The sequence below is a fragment of the Pseudomonas sp. stari2 genome (assembly GCF_040760005.1).
GTDB lineage: Bacteria > Pseudomonadota > Gammaproteobacteria > Pseudomonadales > Pseudomonadaceae > Aquipseudomonas.
The window spans coordinates 2,321,763-2,341,260 of record NZ_CP099760.1 but is presented as its reverse complement, the minus strand read 5'-3'; the positions used below and the strand labels follow the sequence as shown (position 1 = coordinate 2,341,260).

Below are 19,498 nucleotides of genomic sequence, written 5' to 3'. Positions count from 1 at the left end.
AAAGCGGAATCCCTCATGACCACTAAATCCCGTGGCGCCATCAGCGAAGTTCTCAGCCTGCTCAAGCCCTATTGGCTGGTGGTCATGATCTCGATCATGCTCGGCATGGTCGGCGGCCTCAGCGTCACGGCGCTGCTGGCGACCATCAATGACGCCCTGAACGCCAACGGCAGCCCGTCGCTGGGTGTGCTCGCCAGTTTCGCCGGGCTCTGTGCACTGGCGCTGTTGAGCTCGATCCTGTCCGACATCGGCACCAACCATGTCGGCCAGCACATCATTGCCGGACTGCGAAAATCCCTTGGCGAAAAAGTCCTGCTGGCGCCGATCGAACAGATCGAACGCTTCCGCAGCCATCGCCTGATCCCGGTGCTGACCCATGACGTCGACACCGTCAGCGACTTCGCGTTTTCCTTCGCGCCACTGGCCATCGCCTTCACCGTCACCCTCGGTTGCCTGGGTTACCTGGCTTACCTCTCGGTGCCGATGTTCGCGCTGCTGCTGGTGGCGATCATCATCGGCACCGTCGTGCAATACGTCGCCCGGGCCAAAGGCATCAAGGGTTTCGAAGCGGCCCGTGAAGCCGAAGACGAACTGCAAAAGCATTACAGCGCCATCGCGGCCGGCGCCAAGGAACTGCGCATCCATCGCCCGCGCCGTCAGCGCATGTTCAGTCAGCGCATCGAAGGCACCGCCGATTACATCTGCAACACCCACATCCGTTCGATCAACACCTTCGTGGTCGCCAAGACGTTTGGCTCGATGCTGTTCTTCGTGGTGATCGGCCTGGCACTCGCCCTGCAATCCTTCTGGCTGGGTACCGACAAAGCGGTGCTCAGCGGTTTCGTGCTGGTGCTGCTGTACATGAAAGGCCCGCTGGAATACCTGGTGACCACCCTGCCGGTGGTCAGTCGCGCCAACATCGCCTTCAAACGCATTGCCGATCTGGCGGAGCAGTTTTCCTCCCCGGAACCCCACCTGCTGCTGAGCGACACCGCCAGCGCCAAACCGGTGGTCGAGCATCTGGAACTGCGTGACGTTCACTACGCATTCGCCGCCGTGGACAACAACAAACCGTTCACCCTCGGCCCGGTCAATCTGTCGATCCGTCAGGGTGAAATCGTGTTCATCGTCGGCGAGAACGGCGGCGGCAAAACCACCCTGATCAAATTGCTGTTGGGGCTGTACGCGCCAAAGGGCGGGGAAATCCTGCTCAACGGTGCGCCCGTGGTGGCCGAGAACCGTGACGATTACCGTCAATTGTTCACCACGATTTTTGCCGACTACTACCTGTTTGACGAACTGGTGCAGGGCGATCAGCAAGTACCCGAGGACGCCAACCGCTACCTCGAACGCCTGGAGATTTCGCACAAGGTCAGCATTCGCGATGGCGCGTTCAGCACCACCGATCTGTCCACCGGCCAGCGCAAGCGACTGGCCCTGCTCAACGCCTGGCTGGAGGAACGTCCGGTGCTGGTGTTCGACGAATGGGCGGCCGATCAGGACCCGGTGTTCCGGCGAATTTTCTACACCGAGCTGCTGCCGGAACTCAAATACCTGGGCAAGACCATCATCGTGATCTCCCACGACGACCGTTATTTCGACGTCGCCGACCAACTGGTGCGCATGCAAGGCGGCCAGGTCATCAGCGAAAAAGCCCCGGCAGCCGTCTGCTGACCGGCCCGCCCCTGTCGAGTGTTAAGAGAAAGCCATGAACGAACTTCTTGATGATGACCTGCTGGCACTGCTGTTGGCCGATGCCGACGCCGTCGAGCCAGACCCGGTAGACAACCGCCGCGCGCGCCTGGATCGGGCGCCGCTGTCGTACGCCCAGCAACGTCTGTGGCTGGTGCAGCAACAGGCGCCGGCGAATGCCGCCTACAACTTGCCACGCGCCTTGCGCCTGGACGGCGACCTCGATCCGCAGGCGCTGGAAACCGCGCTCAACGCGGTGATCGACCGCCACGACATCCTGCGCACTGCCTTTCGCGAAATCGACGGCGTGCCGACCCAGGTGGTCGAGCGCCAGGCACGCCTGAACCTAAAGCGCCAGGACCTTTCCTTGCTGGATGAGGACACCCGTAGCCTGCACCTCGAACAACGCCTGCAAACCCAGGCCCTGCAACCGTTCGACCTGAGCCGCGCACCGCTGATCCGCACCACCCTGATCAAGACAGCCGAGCGTGAACACGTGTTGCTGCTGAACATGCACCACATCGTGTCCGACGCCTGGTCCAACGCAATCCTCATGCAGGATCTGGCGCGCGCCTATGCGCAAGCCAGTGCCGGCCTCAGCCCGGTGCTGAGCCAGTTGCCGATCCAGTACAGCGACTACGCGCAGTGGCAACGCGGCGAGTACATCGACAGCGTGGCCTGCAAGCGCGCCGACCATTACTGGCGTCAGTATCTGGGCCGCGAACTGCCAGCGCTTGAGCTGCCGGTCGATTATGCCCGCGTCGAAGGCCAGCAACATTTGGCCTGGCGTCATTCCCTGAGCCTTGCGCCCACAGCGCTGCAAGCCCTCAACCGTTTCTGCCAAAACGAGGGCCTGACCCCGTTCGTGCTGGCGATGGGCGCGTGGCAACTGCTGCTCGGCCGTTACAGTCAGCAGCGCGAATTCACCGTCGGCGTGCCCAATGCCAGCCGCAACCGCAGTGACAGCCAGGAACTGGTGGGCTTTTTTGTCAGCAGTCAGGTGTACAAGGCGACGCTCGACGGCCAGCAATCGGTGCGGGACTTCCTGCAAGCCTTGCGCGCGCATTCGCTGGCGACGCTGGAACACGCCGATTACCCGCTGGAGTTGTTGTTCGATCAACTGCAACGCGGCAGTGCCACCTCGCTCAATCCGCTGTTCCAGGTGTTGTTCAACTGGCGCACGGACGGCGGCGAGCCGGCGGCCGTGGAATGGGGCGGGCTGAACCTGCAGTTTCTGGATGCCGGCGAAAGCCAGGCCAAGTTTGATCTGTCGCTGGACGTCGACTTCAGCCCGCAGAACCTGCAAGCCACGTTCGAATACAGCCGCGACCTCTACACCCCCGCCACCATCGAGCGCATGGCCCGGCACTGGCAGCAACTGCTGCTGCAACTGATCGCCCGTCCCGATTGGCGCCTGGACGAATTGCAACTGCTTGATGCCGAAGAGCAGCGGCAGACCCTCGCCGAATGGAACCCGCAACAGGCTCGAATCGCCCCGTCGCTGTGCCTGCACCAGTTGATCGAAGCCCAGGTCGCGCGCAATGGCACCGCCATCGCCCTGACCTTCGGCGAACAACAGGTCAGTTACGCCGAGCTCAACCGCCAGGCCAACCGTCTGGCCCACCGCTTGATCGCCAACGGTGTCGGCCCGGATGTGCTGGTGGGCATCGCCGCCGAGCGCTCGCCGCAGATGCTGATCGGCCTGCTGGCGGTTCTCAAGGCCGGCGGCGCCTATGTGCCACTGGACCCGGCCTACCCGGCTGATCGTCTGGCCTACATGATCGAGGACAGCCGCATCGATTGGGTCCTGACCCAGAGCCATCTGCGCGAGCAATTGCCATTGCCCGCCCACGTACGCTGCGTGCTGCTCGACGATGCCACGAGCCTGACCGACGTCGCCGAGCACAACCCCGAAGTGGCCGTGGGGCCGGACAATCTGGCGTACGTGATCTACACCTCCGGCTCGACCGGAAAACCCAAGGGCGCCCTGCTGCCGCATCACAATGTGGTGCGCCTGTTCGAAGCCACCAGCGGTTGGTTCGGCTTCAATCAGAACGATGTCTGGAGCCTGTTCCACTCTTATGCCTTCGACTTCTCGGTCTGGGAGATCTTTGGTGCGCTGCTGTACGGAGGTCGCCTGGTCATCGTGCCGCACGCAGTCAGCCGCTCTCCGCAAGACGTCTACACGCTGCTCTGCGAAGAGAACGTCAGCGTGCTGAACCAGACGCCGTCGGCGTTCAAACAACTGATGAAAGTAGCCTGCGAACCTGACCAGCCGTTGACCCAGCAACTGCGCTACGTGATTTTCGGCGGAGAGGCGATCGAGGTGAAAAGCCTGCGCCCCTGGTTCGAGCGCTTCGGCGATCAGGCCCCGCAACTGATCAACATGTACGGCATCACCGAAACCACCGTTCACGTAACCTACCGGCCGCTGTCACTGGCTGACCTGGAGACCGAATCCGCCAGCCCCATCGGCGTGCCGATTGCCGACCTGTCCTGGTATCTGCTGGATGAAGGCCTCAACCCGGTCGCCAAAGGCTGCACCGGCGAGCTGTACATCGGTCGCGCCGGGCTCGCCCGAGGCTACCTGAACCGCACCGACCTGACCGCCACACGTTTCATCCCCGACCCGTTCGACAGTGTTCAGGGTGGGCGTCTGTACCGTACCGGCGACCTCGCGAAGTACTGCAACGACGGCAGCATCGAATACGTCGGGCGAATCGACCATCAAGTAAAAATCCGTGGTTTCCGCATCGAACTGGGCGAGATCGAAGCGCGTCTGCTCGATCAGCCGCAGGTGCAGGATTGCGCGGTGCTGACCCACGAAGGTCCGAGCGGCCTGCAATTGGTGGCCTACGTCATCGCTGCGGATTCGACGGAACTGCGCGACACCCTGATCACCGCACTGCGTGCGCAATTGCCCGATTACATGGTGCCTGCGCACCTGTTGTTCCTTGAGCGCTTCCCGTTGAACGCCAACGGCAAACTTGACCGCAAGGCACTGCCGGAACCGGACGCCAGCCTCTGGCAACGCAGCTACGTGGCGCCGGGCAATCCGCTGGAAGAAGCGCTGGCCAGTCTTTGGCAGCAGTCGTTGAACATCGAACGCGTGGGGATCACCGACAACTTCTTCGAGTTAGGCGGCCATTCGATTCTCGCGATCCAGTTGATCGCTCAACTGAAGGCGCAGCTCGACATCGAAGTACGTTTGCAAGAGCTGCTGGCTAACCCGACCATCGGCGAACTGTCCGCTTTCGTCGCCCGCCAGCATTTCGCAACCGCGCAATGCGTGATCGAACTCAACAACGCACCGGCCGATGCACCGGCGCTGTTCTGCCTGCACCCCAGCGGTGGCATCGTATTCTGCTATCAGCCGCTGGCCAAACGCTTGAACAATCGGGCGAAAGTTTACGGCGTGATGCATCGCGGCTTCTCGCAACAACACAACGACGCGCAAACCTGGTCGGAGATGATCGCCGACTACAGCCGTGAAATCGTCAACACTCAACCGCAGGGGCCTTATCACCTGATGGGCTGGTCGCTGGGTGGCCCGCTGGCCATGGACGTGGCTGCGACGCTGGAGTCTCAGGGTCATGAAGTGGCGTTCCTCGGGCTGGTCGACGGCACCGTGCCGGCTTCGGCCTTCCCCGCCGACCTGTCACGCTTCCAGCGACCGGACGACGAAGCGCTCGGCATCACCTCGGAAGAAGTGCTCGACGCCGTGCACTACTTCAACCTGTTGTTCCCGACCCTGGCACTGCGCACCACCGCCTACCTGCAAACGACGCCGCACGGCAGCGTCAAAGACTTCTATGACTGGGCAGCCGGTCAGGTCGAACCGGGTCAAGGTGACTTGCTGGCCACCGTGCAGAACATCAAGAGTGAAGTCATGAACGCCCAGGCGTTCTCGGTGCACGAGCGTCTGGTGGAAGCCTTCGAGACCTTCACCTACAAGCCACTTCGGGTCAAACCGAGTTGCTGGTGGGCGGTACCGGAAAAAACCGCAGAAGAACTGGTCTTCAGCCAGGCGCTGATCCAGCGCTACAGCCAAACGGGCGAACTGAACTGCTCGCAGCTGTCACCGCTGGAACACCGCAGCATGATCTTTCAGGATGAATTGCTTGCCCCCCTGATCGATACGTTCCTGAGCAACAGTCGAGTGCGCTGAGCCCTCCGCGCAAGCCCCAAAAACCCCGTCAGTCCTTGATTGACGGGGTTTTTCTTTGGAGGCCTTTCGTGCATCCACCCTGAAGCCAGGCGCCGCCGATTTATTCAGGGCAATAAAAAACCCGGCCTGCAATGGCAGACCGGGTTTGGGTATGACCGATGGATCAGAACTGCGGTTTGTACGTCACGCTGAACATCACGTTACGCGGGTCGCCGTAGTAGCTGTTGCTGTTGATCTGGGCGAACGCCGGAATGATGTAGCGCTTGTCGAACATGTTGTTCAGGTTGACGGCCAGGTTGACCTCGTCGGTGGCCTGGTAGGCAACGCGCGAACCCCAGATGGCAAAGCCCGGCAGATCGAAGCTGCGGTCGAAGCTGAGCGTGCTGCTCTGGGCATTCACGCCGGCACCGACGCTGACCTTGTGGAAATCACCCGGCAGGGTGTAGTCGCCCCACAGGCGGAACATGTGCATCGGCGTACCGGTGGCGAAACGCTTGCCCTTGAGGTCGGAGTCTTCGAGGAACTTGGTGGTGTTGTAGGTATAGCCGCTGGAGATCTGCATGCCATCGAACAGTTCACCGGCGATTTCCGCTTCCAGGCCCTGGCTGCGAACCTTGCCCGACGCTGTCGAGCAGTACCAGCCGTTGCAGGCCTCCGGCCCTTCGATGTCGGTGGTCAGGTCAGACACGGCGCGGTTTTTCTGGATGTAGCGGAACAACGCCAGGGAGGTGTTGAAGCGGCCATCCATCAGCTCGCCCTTGATACCCAGCTCGTAGTTGGTGCCTTCGATCGGCTTGAGCGCGGTCTTCTCTTTGGTCAGCTGGGTTTGCGGAATGAACACCTCGGCAACACTGCCGTAGGCCGACCACTGTTCGTTCAGCGCATACACCATGCCGACGTAAGGCGTTACGCGGCCGGTGCTCTTGATCGAGTTCTTCTCGCCGCCTTCCTGCAGTTCGCGGGCGAAGTAGTTGTCCTGGTCGAAGGAGTAGTCGTACCAGCTGGTACGCGCACCGAGAATCAGGGTCAGTGGGTCGGTCAGGTTGATCCGGTAACTGCCGTAAAGACCTTTCTGGCGAACATCGTAGGTGCTCACGGCCAGGTTGGCGGCGTCGGCGATCATGTCGAACGACTTCTGCGGACGGTTGTGATCGATGTCAAAGATGTCTACGCCCGGGGTGAACTGGCGAGCGTATTGATCATCGCTGGTGAACTTGGAGTAGTTGGCGCCAACGGTCAGGCCTTGCTTGAAGCCGAAGCCTTCAAACTGGCCGTCGAGGTAGATGTCGAACGCACGGTTCTTGTTGGAAAAGTCGGTCGCGTAGTCGGAGAAACGCGGACCGGTGCTGCCACCGACCGGTACCACGCCGGCGATGAACTGGTAGGTCGCCTCGTTCGACTCATTCATGGCGATGGCCGAGGCCTTGATTTTCCAGCTGTCGTTGAAGTGATGTTCAAGGTCGGCGTACACCGCGGTCTGGTCGTTCATCGAACGGTTCCAGGTTGCACCGGTGTAGGTCGAGCGCGGCAGGTTGATGTTGCTGGCGTCGGCGTAGCGCGGCAGGCCCAGCAGGTACGGACGGCCGTGGCTCTTCTTGTTGCTGAAACCGATGCCGAGCACGGTGTCTTCGTCCAGGTCGAAGTCCAGGGCGCCGTACACGGTCTGTTCCCAGTTCCAGGCGTAGTCGGTGAACGAGTGGTCTTTTTCATAGTTGACCACTGCGCGACCACGAATGGTGCCGGCATCGTTCAACGGGCCGCCCACGTCAGCCTGTGAGCCATAACGATCCCAGCTGCCCGCCTTGGCGGTGAGGGTTACGGTCGGTTCGGCCTGGCCGCGCTTGCGCACCATGTTGATCGCGCCGCCCGGGCTGTTCGCGCCTTGCAGCAGGCCGGCCGCGCCACGGATTACTTCCATGCGGTCGTAGATCGCCATGTTTTCGGTGATGTAGCTGCCCAGCGCATACACGTTGCGCGGGATCGGCACGCCGTCGTACTGGATCGCTTCGATGTCGAAACCACGGGAGTAAATGAAGATACCCGGGCCCGGTGACTTCAGCGCGGTCAGGCCAGTGGTGGCCTCGACGGCCTGGGTCAGATTGCTGATGTTCTGGTCATCCATGCGCTTGCGGGTCAGGACGCTGACTGACTGCGGGATGTCCTTGAGTTTCTGCTGGCCCTTGCCGATGGTCACGGCACCGGTGGTGTAGGAATTGGTGCCTTCGGTGGTGGTGCCCAGCGAGGTGGCGTTGATCGTGGTGGCACCCAGTTCCAGACCTTTGGCGCTGCCACTGCGCACCAGCATCAGGGTGTTGCCTTCCACGGTGAAACGCACATCGGTGCCGCGCAGGAGCTGGCCGATGGCCGACTCCGGCGTCATGTTGCCTTTGACTGCAAAGCTCTTGAGGCCCGCCAGATCATCGGCGCTGTAGATGACTTGCATGTTGCTCTGCTCGCCAAACGCTTGCAGCGCCTGTGGCAGGGACTGTGCCGCGATATTGAAGGCTTTGTCTTCGGCCTGGACCTGAGCGCTGAGCGGCAGCAGGCACGCCATGCCCATCCCCGCCAGCACAGAGCGCGAGCGCAACGTTCGGGAAATCACCAGGGCCTTGAACAGGGGTTTCAATTCGTGAATTGCGGACATTGTGCTCTCTATTATTGGTCGAAGTGGAAAAGCCTGCGGGCCGCCGAGCGCCCCTCGAAATGCACATCCGCGCGCCGGGATCGTTCAATCATGTGAATCGATCGACTGGCCCCTCCCCGGGCAGCAGTCGCCCGCGCAGTGGCGCGAGCCGGTCATGGGTTGCGTAAGAAATCCGTTTGTTGCCGCGTGAAAACCTGACTGAAAAGGCCCTTTTTCGAGTCATTTCACGCGCTTACGTAAGTAAGACGGAGCAGACCGGAAAAACCGGAATGCGTTTGTTTATCATTTGTGAAATAAATTAAAAAAAACCGTCGCACTGAGGCGACGGTTTTTCCTGGCCGGACGGTTAAACGTCCTGGGCCACCTTGGCGGCTTGCAGCTGCCGGGCCTTTTCGGTCAGCAGGGCTTTTTCCTCGGGACTCATCGATTCAAGACGCAGCCGCGCCTGAGCCAGTTTGTCCAGTTGCCCGGGACTCGCTTCCTGACCGCGCAACGCCTGCGCGAGCCCGGCCACGGTCGGATGGTCGAAGACCACGCCGGGATGGATTTCGCACTGCAACAGCTTGCGAATACCCGCGACCAGTTTGATCACCAGCAACGAGTGGCCACCGGCGGCGAAAAAGTCGCGTTCGATGCTCAGGCGATCCTGACCGAGCAGTTGCGCCATGCGCCCGGCCAGCAAGATTTCGAGGGCGTCTCGCGGCGCGACGTAATCGCCGTCGACGCCTTGATCGGCCAGTTGCTGCAAAGCCTTGCGGTCGATCTTGCCGTTGGCCAGCCGTGGCAGGCGCTCGATGAAGCGAATCTGCTGCGGCACCATCACCGCCGGCAGTTGTTGCGCCAATTGCTCACGCAGACTGTCCGCCGCCAGCGATTCACGCGCCACGACAAATGCCTGCAAGCCTTGCTCGGGACTGTCCCCGGCAATCACCACCGCCTCCTGCACGGATGGCAGGCGAAGCAGTTGCGCCTCGACTTCGGTCAGTTCGATGCGGAAACCGCGCACCTTGATCTGATGATCGCGCCGCCCGTGCAGGACAATCGCGCCTTCAGGTGAGTAGCGCGCAAGATCGCCCGTGCGATACAGGCGTTCGCCGTTGATGAACGGGTTATCGATCAACAATCCCGCCTCGGCGTCGACATTGACGTAGCCGCGAAACAGCTGCGCACCGCCAACATACAACTCGCCAACGACACCGACCGGTGCCAATTGCTGCTGCGCGTCGAGCACGTACACCTGATTGTTGTCGAGCATCTGGCTCAGCAGACCGGCGCCCTGCCCCGGCGCAAGCTTGTGCACCATCACGCCGACCGTGGTTTCGGTCGGGCCGTAGTGGTTGAACACCTGACAGTCGCTGCGCACCTGCGCGATTCGCTGGATCAGCGGTGCGGCAATGGCTTCCCCGCCCAGTACCAGGGTTCGCGGCAAACGCGGCGTGTCGCTGTCGAGCAGCGCCGCCAGATGCGACGGCACGATTTTCAGGCAGTCGATGGCACGCTCTTGCAGATAACCGGCGAATGCCTGTGCGTCCTGCATGCATTCATCGCTGGCCACGTGCAGCGCCGCCCCGTTGAACAGCGCACCGAACAACGTGGTGTTGCCCAGATCTGCCGCCACCGTGGAGGTCAGACCGAAGTGCCGGTGACTGTCCAGCCCCAGTGCCGTGCTGACACTGGCGGTGTAATTGAGCAGGTGCCGATGTTCGATCAACACGCCTTTCGGCATGCCGGTAGAACCCGAAGTGAACAGCACGTAGGCGAGATCACTGCCCTGGGCCTCATGGGCCGGCGCCGGTACAGCTTCCGCTGCCAGCAATTGATCGATGGAACGCACCGGCAGCGTGCTGTCGTGCCATTCAGCGATCTGCGTGGCATCGGTCAGCAACAGGCCTGCACGCGCTTGCTCGATCATCAGTTGCTGACGTGCCAGCGGCCATTGGCGATCCAGCGGCAGATACGCCGCGCCGACCCGCCAGATCGCGAGCATCGCCACCACCAGTGCCGCTGAACGCGGCAACGCCAGTGCGACGACCGAATCACTGCCCACACCCTCGGCATGCAAGCCTGCCGCCAGTCGCTCGACCTGCGCCTGTAACTGCGCGTAATTCAGGCGGCCGGCCTCATCGGTCAGTGCCAGCGCCTCTGGCGTGGACTGCGCCCATTTGGCGATGCGTTGTGGCAGCAACGGGGTATCGGCCCAGACACGTGCCGACGGATTGATCGACAGCAAGCGCTGACGCTCGGCCTCGGTCAGCAGGCTGATCGCATTCAACGGCGCGTGTGCGTCGGCAACGAGCTGACCCAGCAGCGTGACGTATTGACCCAGCAGCACCTGCATCGACGCCACGCTGTAGCGCTGCGCGGCATATTCAAGCGCCACCGCGCTGGCCACGTTTTCCGCGTTCAACTGCACTTTCAGCAGCAACTCGAATACGCCACCACGCCCGGTTTCCACCCGTTGCGCTGTGCAGCGGGTCGCGCCGATCGCCACCGGCTGTGCCTGACGATGCAACGCAAAACCATAGGCCGGGCGCGCAGCCGCCGGTTGCAGTTCAGGGCCCCAGTATTCCTGCCAGAGCCGATGTTCTTCCAGGCGCGCGGCGACTGTCGGCAGCCATTGCGTGAACGACTGATCGGCATCCACAGGCAGATTCAGCGGCAAGGTTTTCTCGAACACGCCAAGCGCGCCAGAGAAATACTCATAGTCTTCACGACCATCGTGGCGCCACCCCATCAACACTTCGTCACGACCGCTCAAACGCGCCAGCAACAACCACCAGGCGCTTTGCATCAGCACCGTAACCGGTTGTGCAACGGTCTGCGCCAGACGCTCAAGCCCGGCGATCAATGCTGCGTCGAGTGGGTTATTGAGGGTTGCCGAATCAGTGCCCGACACCGTGGATTCGCGCGCCGCCAGCCAAGGCGTCGACAAGCTCGCATCGACGCCATTGAGTTGTGCCTGCCAATACGCCCGGGCGGTCGCGGCATCCTCGTCGAGGATCACTTCGCTACGCCATTCCAGATACTGACCAAACTCACCCGCCTCTTCGTCCTCAGGCCATTCAGGCTGTTCATACGCGCGCAGCAACTGCTGATAGACCAGTGTCAGCGCGTTGTCGTCCAGGCTGTGACGGGCCGCGCCCAGCAGCAGCGTCCAACGCTGTTCGGGCAGCGCGTACAACACCGCTTGCACGCCGGCGGATTCGCCGGGCACAAAGGCGCGCTGTGCCCATTCGGTCAATTGCGCCTGAATCTCGGCTTCGCTGGCCGGTGCGTTTTGTACCGTCAGCGGAAAGCTCTCGGTGACAACGGTGAACTGACGCAGGCCATGAAAACCCGGAGCCTTGGCCAGCCGGGCCAACAACATCGGTTGCTGCGCCAGCACGTGGTCGAAGGCCGCTTGCAGGCGCGCCACGTCGAGTTCGCCAGCAACATCGATGCGCAGGAAACGTGCGGCATCGGCCCAGCACGCAGCACCCGGCAGTTGATCGCAGAGCATCTGCTGCTCGGGGGTCAACGCTTGCCCCACGTCCTGTTGTTCCATCACCACCTCGTTCATGCCTCTGTTCCTTCGGTTGCGCGGACCGGCTCGCCACGGGCGCCTTGCAAGTCGCTGTGGTCGAACATGTCACCCATGGCCACGACAATCTTGCGTGGGCCTTCGAACGGATCGCGGGCATGCGCAACCAGCATGTTGTCGAGCAGAATGGCGTCGCCCTTCTGCCAGTCGAACCGCACCGCGCACGCTTCGTAGAGCTCGCCGATACGCCGCATCACCTCGTCTTCGATCGGCGTGCCATCCCCGTAGTAAACATGGCGCGGCATGCGCTCCAGACCGAACATCGACAACAGATCTTCACGCACATCCGGCTCCAGCCAGTAGATGTGGTGCAGTTGCACCTGATTGAAGAACGATTTCGCACCGGTCACCGGGTGGCGAATGATCGCCGGGGCCGGGGTGCGGGTTTGCAGTTCGTCATTGTCCAGCCAGCGCCATTCGATACCGCCAGCCCGGCAACGAGCCTCGACTTCGGCGCGATCTTCGGTCTTGAAGAAGTGCTGCCACGACACGTCCAGTTTGTCGGTGAAGGTGCGCACATACAGCAGGCCTTTTTCCTCGAACTTGTCGCGCAGATCCGCCGGCAGTTTTTCGTACATCAAGCGGCAATCCACCACCGGTGTCGCGCCGCCAATCGGTGCCGCCACTTCGCAATAGAACATCTGCTTGCGCGGCCAGCGGTCCTGATGGGAGCTCTCGTTGTGGAACAGAATCATCTTGCGTTCCGGGTACGGCGTGGAGCGGTAAGTGTTCTTGCCGCCCTCCTTCTTCGGCAGATCGCCGTATTGGCCGTACAGACCGGGCTGGATCGCTTCGGCGAAAGCTTCAAAACCCTGAATGCCGTCGAGTTCGAAACCGCGGAACAGAATGCCGGCGTGGGTGGCGAGCTTCGACTCGATCAGCGGCCGGTTGTTCTTGATCCACTCGATCAGGTCCAGCTGCGGCTCGTTCGGTTCCACCAGCAGCGGGAACGGTTGTGGCGCCGCCATCAACGTTTCACGCACCGGCGCCGGGCGTACCTTGGCCACCGGGGCGGCGCCGCGCTTGAGGAATTTGCCCAGTTTGTCGGCCTTGGGTCCGGGGGCAGTCGGCCGGGTGGCCGCTGCTAAATTGTCGACTGGCATGCTGATAGCTCCCAATTGAATGTCCTGATCAGCGACGATCTGTTCCAACAGGGCTATCCAGGCCTTGACCAGGTACTGAATGCGCTCATGTCCGAACAAGCTTGTGGCGAATTGCCAATTACCCAGCAATTGCCCTTCTTCTTCGTCAACGAACAATGCCATGTCGAATTTAGAATGGGTCTCCAGCGACGGCAGCGCTTCGACGTTCAAACCGCCCATGGCCTGGGTGCGTCCCGGCAGGTTGTTCATCACGAACAGCACCTGCACCAGTGGGTTCATGCCCTTGTGACGCGGCACGCCCGACGCATCGACGATCATGTCGAACGGCAGGTCCTGGTGCTCCAGCGCTTGCAACAGCGTGTCCTGGGTCTGCGTCAGGAAGCCGCGGAACGAGGCCTCACTCGCAAACCGCGAACGCAGCGGCAGCACGTTGACGAAGAAGCCGATCAAGTGCTCCAGCTCCGCCCGCTCGCGCCCGGCCACGTCGGCACCAACCAACACGTCGGTGCCTTCGCTGACGCGGTGCAGCAATACCTGGAACGACGCCAGCAACGTGCTGTACAGCGTGACACCGGCCCGTGAGGCCAGCGCCCGGACGTCGCGACTCAACTGAGCTCCGAGGGCAAACTGCACCGCGTCGCCAGCGTAGGACGGCGTCGCACCGCGCGGATTGTCCAGCGGCAGGCCGAGCTGGCCGTTGTAGCCCGCCAGTTGTTCTTTCCAGAACGTCGCCTGCTGACCGAGCACGCCTTGCTGTTCCAGCGCCTGTTGCCACAAGGCAAAGTCTGAATACTGCACGGCGAGTGCCGGCAAGGCATGCGGTTCGCCAGCGCTGGCACGGTCGTAGATCTCCACCAGTTCGTTGATCAACACGCCCATCGACCAACCATCGGAAATGATGTGGTGCATCGAATACAGCAACACATGTTCGCTCGCACTCAGGTGCAGGATGCGTCCGCGCAACAGCGGCGCCTGCTCCATGTCGATCGGCGTGTTGGCGTTGTCGAGGACGGCTTGCGCCACCTGTTCTTCCTGATCGCTGCGCGACAGGCCGGACAGATCGACCAGCGGGAAATCCAGCTCGACCTCATCGACGATCACGGCAATCGGATCGCCTTCGTCGTCCTGCACATAGGCGGTGCGCAACACCTCATGGCGCCGCACCACTTCGGCGAAACTCGCCAGCAGACGCTGTACCGACAAATCACCGCGCAAGCGCAACGCCATCGGCATGCCATAAGCGGACGTGCCGCCGGACAACTGCTCGGCAATCCACAAGCGGCGCTGCACCAGCGACAACGGCGCGCTGCTCTTGGTGCCATGAGCCTTGAGCTCGACCTGACGCGAATCGAACGCCGCCAGCTCCGCCCCGACGTTGGCCTGCATGACCACCGCCAGATCCTTGAGCACCGGCGCGCCGAACAAATCGCGCAGGCTCAGCGTCAGACCGGTGACCTTGCGCAAGCGCGAGACGGCCTGGGTCGCCAGCAACGAATGACCGCCGGCTTCGAAGAAATGCTCGTTGCGCCCGATCTGCCCGCGCTCCAGCACGTCCTGCCAGACCTGAGCGATCTGTTGCTCCAGCTGGCCCTGTGGCGCGACGAAATCTTCGCTCGACACCTGGCTGTCCGGCAGTGGCAAGGCCTTGCGATCCAGCTTGCCGCTCGGGCCGATTGGCAATTGCGTCAGCAGCAGGACATGGCTTGGTTGCATGTAGTCCGGCAGGCGGTTTTTCAGCCCGTCGCGCAATGCTTGCAGCCATGTCGCATCAGCGTTGCTGGCCAGTGATTCGTCGTGCGGCACGACATAAGCCACCAGTTGCTGACCACCCGCCCCCGGCTGTGCCAGCACCAGCGCCTGACGCACACCGTCCTGATGCAACAGGCAAGTCTCGATCTCGCCCAGTTCGATGCGGAAACCGCGCACCTTGACCTGATGATCGAGACGCCCGACGTATTCGATCAATCCATCGGCGTTGACCCGCGCCAGATCGCCGGTGCGATACAGCCGTCCGCCCACCGTGCTGAACGGATCAGGCAGGAAGCGATCAGCCGTCAGCTCAGGACGCTGGAAATAGCCCCGCGCCAACAGCTCGCCACCGATCAGCAACTCGCCCACCACACCTTGCGGCACCGGCTGTCCGGCGCTGTCGAGGATATGAATCGTGCGCCCTGCCAGACCATGACCGATCGGCAATGCCACCGGCAGCGGCTGGCCGCCCTGCACGTAGTCGACGCAGTCGAGTACGGTGCTGGTGACCGTCGCTTCAGTCGGGCCATAGGCGTTGATCAGTTGCACCTGCTCAAGCCCGGCACGCTGGTACGCCGCGATGCCTTGCGGCGGCATGGCTTCACCGCCCACCACCATCTGGCGCAGACGGCCGTAGTCACGCGGGCCGTGGTCGGCGAAGTCCTGCACCACCACGTTCCAGTACGCCGTGGTCAGGTCGGCGATGCTGATGTCCCGGTCGATAATTTGCTGATACAGGGTTTCGCTGTCCCACACCTCGTTGCCGCGCAACACCACCGCCGCGCCGCAGATCAGCGCCGGGTAGACCTGCTCGACAAAACTGTCGAAGTTGAACGTGGCAAATTGCAGCACCCGATCACTGGCCGACAGGCCTTTGTAGGCTTCGGACACACGGGTGTGTCGCGCCAGCGTGGCGCGGCTGATGCCCACGCCTTTCGGGCGCCCGGTCGAGCCGGAGGTGAACATCACGTAAGCCAGGCTCTGCCCGTGCACGACGGGTGTCGGGTTGCTGTCGAGCAACGGCCATGCATCGCCGTCCACGGTCAGCGTGCGCACACCGGCCACCGAGGGCAGCCGCTGCAGCAGGTGTTGCTGACTGAGCATCAGGCGCAGGCCGCTGTCTTCGATCATTGCCAGCAGACGGTCGGCAGGGTAGCCAGGGTCCAGCGGCACATAGGCACCACCCGCCTTGAGCACGGCCAACAGACTGATGATCATGTCCATCGAACGATCAACCGCAATCCCCACCAGCACATCGCAGCCGACGTTGTGTTGCAACAAACCGTGGGCCACACGGTTGGCGGCCGCATTGAGCTCGGCGTAAGTCAGTTGCCGGTCTTCGAACATCAGGGCAATGGCGTCCGGGGTTTGTGCCACTTGCCGTTCAAACCACTGATGTACGCAATGTTCGCTGGCCGGTGCGTCGATGGCGGCAAGCATCGGCCCGGCCGCCAGGGCCAGTTCGCCGAGACAGGTCGAGGACTGTGCCTGCACCATCTGCAGCAGCAGGTGATCGAGCTGGTTCGCCAGTTGTTCGACCGAACGCCCGTCGAACTGCTCACGGTCAAAACTCAGGTGCAGCGACAGCTGGTCGTCAAGGCTGACCGCCAGGGTCAGCGGGTAGTTGGTCTGTTCGTGATTGGCCACTTCGCCAAAGCGCAGATCCTGCGGCGCACCTTGTTGCAGCGCTTTGGACACCGGGTAGTTTTCGAACACCAGAATGTTGTCGAACAGCGCTTCACCGCCCTGCCCGGCCCAGCGCTGGATCTCGAACAGCGGCGTATGTTCCTGCTCGCGCAGTGCGAGGTTTTGCGCCTGCACCTGTTGCAACCAGGCACTCAGCGTTTGCTCGGCACGCGGACTGGCGATCACCGGCAAGGTGTTGATGAACAGGCCGATCTGTTGCTCGACGCCGGCCAGTTGCGCCGGACGCCCGGACACGGTCGCACCGAAGCTGACGGTGTCGAGCCCGGTGAAGCGTTGCAACAGCAGCAGCCAGGCACTTTGCACCAGCGTGTTGAGGGTGACTTTGTGGCCACGGGCAAACTCGTTGAGCTGGCGCGTGCGCACCTCGTCCAGCACATGGAAACGCTCGCCACGGCCCTTGACCGGTTGCACTGCGACAAACGCGCGCGCCAGTCGGGTCGGCTCCTGCAGATCGGCCAGCTGCGTGTTCCAGAACGCTTCGCTGACGTGCGCGTCCTGTCGCGACAGCCACTGAATGTAATCGCGATAACGACCCGCGCCGCTGGCCGGTGGCTGACCGCTGTAGCGTTGCAGCACTTCGCCGAGCAACTGCGAATTGCTCCAGCCATCCATCAGGATGTGATGGCTGGTGTAGATAAGGCGGCAGGCATCGGCCGCGGTACGCACCACCCGCAGACGCAACAACGGCGCGGCACCCAGTTCGAAACCTTGTTGCCGTTCGGCCAGCGCCAGGGCGGCGATGGCTTGCGGCAGGTCCGCGCGTTCGCGCCAGTCGAGCACGCTGAACGGCACGGTCAGGTGCTTGTGGATGACTTGCACCGGACGCTGGAACTCACCGTCCCAGACAAAACTGCTGCGCAGCACATCGTGGGCATCCAGCGCGTCTTGCCACGCCGCACGGAAGCGTTCGATGTCCAGGCCTTGAACGTCGACGCACATCTGATTGATGTAATCGCCGGCCTGTTGCTCGTACAGGGTGTGGAACAACATGCCCTGCTGCATCGGCGACAGTGGATAGATGTCTTCGATCTGTTGCGGCGCCAGCGCCAGCGAATCGAGCTGCTGCTGAGTCAGGTGCGCCAGCGGGAAGTCCGACGGTGTTACGCCATGGCTATCGCTCTGGCAGCAATGCTCCAGCAACGCCTTCAATTCCTGCGCGTAGGCATCGGCCAGCGTCTGAATGGTCGCGATATCGAACATCTGCGAACTGAACGTCCAGCCGACACTCAACTCACCGCCATACACCTGACCGTTGAGGGTCAGCCAGTTACCCAGCGTCGCCAACGGGCTCTGTTCGGCGCCGGCCGGTTCATTGGCCGGGCTGAACAGCGCGCCGCCATCTTCCGCAAAACCGGCGTCGAACTGCCCGAGGTAGTTGAAGGTGATGCGCGGCATCGGCAGTGCTTGCAGGGTCTGACGCGCCGCGTCGTCGCCCAGATAACGCAAGGCACCGAAACCGATGCCTTTGGCCGGAATCTCGCGCAGTTGCTCCTTGATTGCCTTGATCGACCCGGCGAGGTCGACAGTCGGCGTCAACCGGACCGGGAACAGGCTGGTGAACCAGCCCACGGTGCGGCTCAGGTCCAGCTCATCGAACAGGTCTTCACGGCCGTGGCCTTCGAGCTGAATCAGGGTCGATTCGCTGGCGGTCCAGCGGGAAATGACCCGTGCCAGCGCGGTCAGCAACAGGTCGTTGACCTGCGTGCGATAGGCCGCCGGTGCCTGTTGCAGCAGTTGGCGGGTCTGCTCTTTGTCGAGGCGGGTTTCGACGCTCGCGGCGTAACGGTTTTGTAGCGCGCCGTCAGCGTGATCCAGCGGCAGTTCAACCTTCGCACCTTGCAACTGCGCCTGCCAGAAACTCAGCTCCGCTTGCAGGGCCGGGCTGGCGGCGTAGGTTTGCAAACGTTGCACCCAGGTTTTCGCAGCGCTGGTCTTGGCCGGCAACTTGAGTGCCTGACCGGCCTGCAACTGCTGATACGCCTGTTGCAGGTCTTCCAGCAGAATCCGCCACGATACCCCGTCGACCGCCAGGTGATGGATCACCAGCAGCAAGCGCTGGCTGCCATCGGCCAGCGTCGCCAGCAGTGCCCGCAGTAACGGGCCGTTTGTCAGGTCGAGGCTGCGTTGTGCCTGTTCGCCCAGTTGTTCCAGCGCGGCATCATCCGCCACCGTGTGTTGCCAGAGCAGCGGTTCGGTGCCCGGAACACGGTGAGTTGCTGACCACTGCCCATCACGCTGACTGAACGCCAGTCGCAAGGCATCGTGCTGCACCAGCAGCGCCTGCAACGCTTGTTCGACATGGGCGGCATCCAGTGTTTCCCGCGGTTTAAGCAACACCGACTGGTTCCAGTGATGCGGCTCCGCCATTGCGCTGTCGAAGAACAATTGCTGGAACGGCAGCAACGGACTGTCGCCCACCACCGGGCCCTGATCGATGCTCGGACCGGCCACACCGACCTTGGCCACCACCGCCAGACTCTGCACGTTCTGGTGCAGGAACAGATCCTTGGGACTGAAATGAATCCCGGCCTGACGCGCGCGGCTGACCACCTGAATCGAGATGATCGAGTCACCGCCCAGCTCGAAGAAGTTGTCGTGAATGCCTACCTGCTCCAGGCCCAGCACGTTCTGCCAGATCGCCGCCAGCGCTTGCTCGATCTCACTGGTCGGCGCGCTGTAGGCTTTCTGGCTGACACTCAGATCGGCCTTCGGCAGGGCTTTGCGTTCGAGTTTGCCGTTGGGGCTGACCGGCATCTTCGCCAGCAACAGCCAGTGTTGCGGGATCATGTATTCCGGCAGGTTCTGGCTCAGGTGTTCCTTGAGACGGCGCTGGAAGGCCTGACGACGATCTTCAT

5 protein-coding genes (1 of these 5 running past the window's edge) are annotated in these 19,498 nt (G+C 62.3%); 2 read left to right on the top strand and 3 right to left on the bottom strand.

The genetic code is table 11. The features are described 5' to 3' along the window. Positions 1-15 precede the first annotated feature (15 nt). Positions 16-1,674: a cyclic peptide export ABC transporter gene (locus NH234_RS10610; RefSeq protein ID WP_085732444.1), complete on the top strand. Its 1,659-nt coding sequence runs from the start codon at positions 16-18 to the stop codon at positions 1,672-1,674. A 34-nt stretch (positions 1,675-1,708) separates the two neighbouring features. Beyond that, positions 1,709-5,860, top strand: coding sequence for an amino acid adenylation domain-containing protein (locus NH234_RS10605; protein ID WP_367256452.1), 4,152 nt, complete (start codon positions 1,709-1,711; stop codon positions 5,858-5,860). 163 nt (positions 5,861-6,023) lie between these two features. Here the strand turns inward: NH234_RS10605 and NH234_RS10600 are convergent, their stop codons facing one another. The 3 genes from NH234_RS10600 to NH234_RS10590 form a co-directional block, all read right to left on the bottom strand. Next, positions 6,024-8,504 (bottom strand): TonB-dependent siderophore receptor, encoded by a 2,481-nt coding sequence (locus NH234_RS10600; RefSeq protein WP_367256451.1) that lies wholly within the window; start codon positions 8,502-8,504, stop codon positions 6,024-6,026. A 346-nt stretch (positions 8,505-8,850) separates the two neighbouring features. Next, positions 8,851-12,063, bottom strand: a complete 3,213-nt coding sequence (locus NH234_RS10595; RefSeq protein ID WP_367256450.1) for an amino acid adenylation domain-containing protein — start codon at positions 12,061-12,063, stop codon at positions 8,851-8,853. Next, positions 12,060-19,498, bottom strand: partial view of a non-ribosomal peptide synthase/polyketide synthase gene (locus NH234_RS10590; RefSeq protein WP_367256449.1) — the 3' portion only. It continues 6,067 nt past the right edge of the window; only the last 7,439 of its 13,506 coding nucleotides appear in the window; the start codon falls outside the window, past its right edge — the gene reads right to left on this strand; it ends in the stop codon at positions 12,060-12,062. Before NH234_RS10590 ends, NH234_RS10595 begins: the two co-directional genes overlap by 4 nt.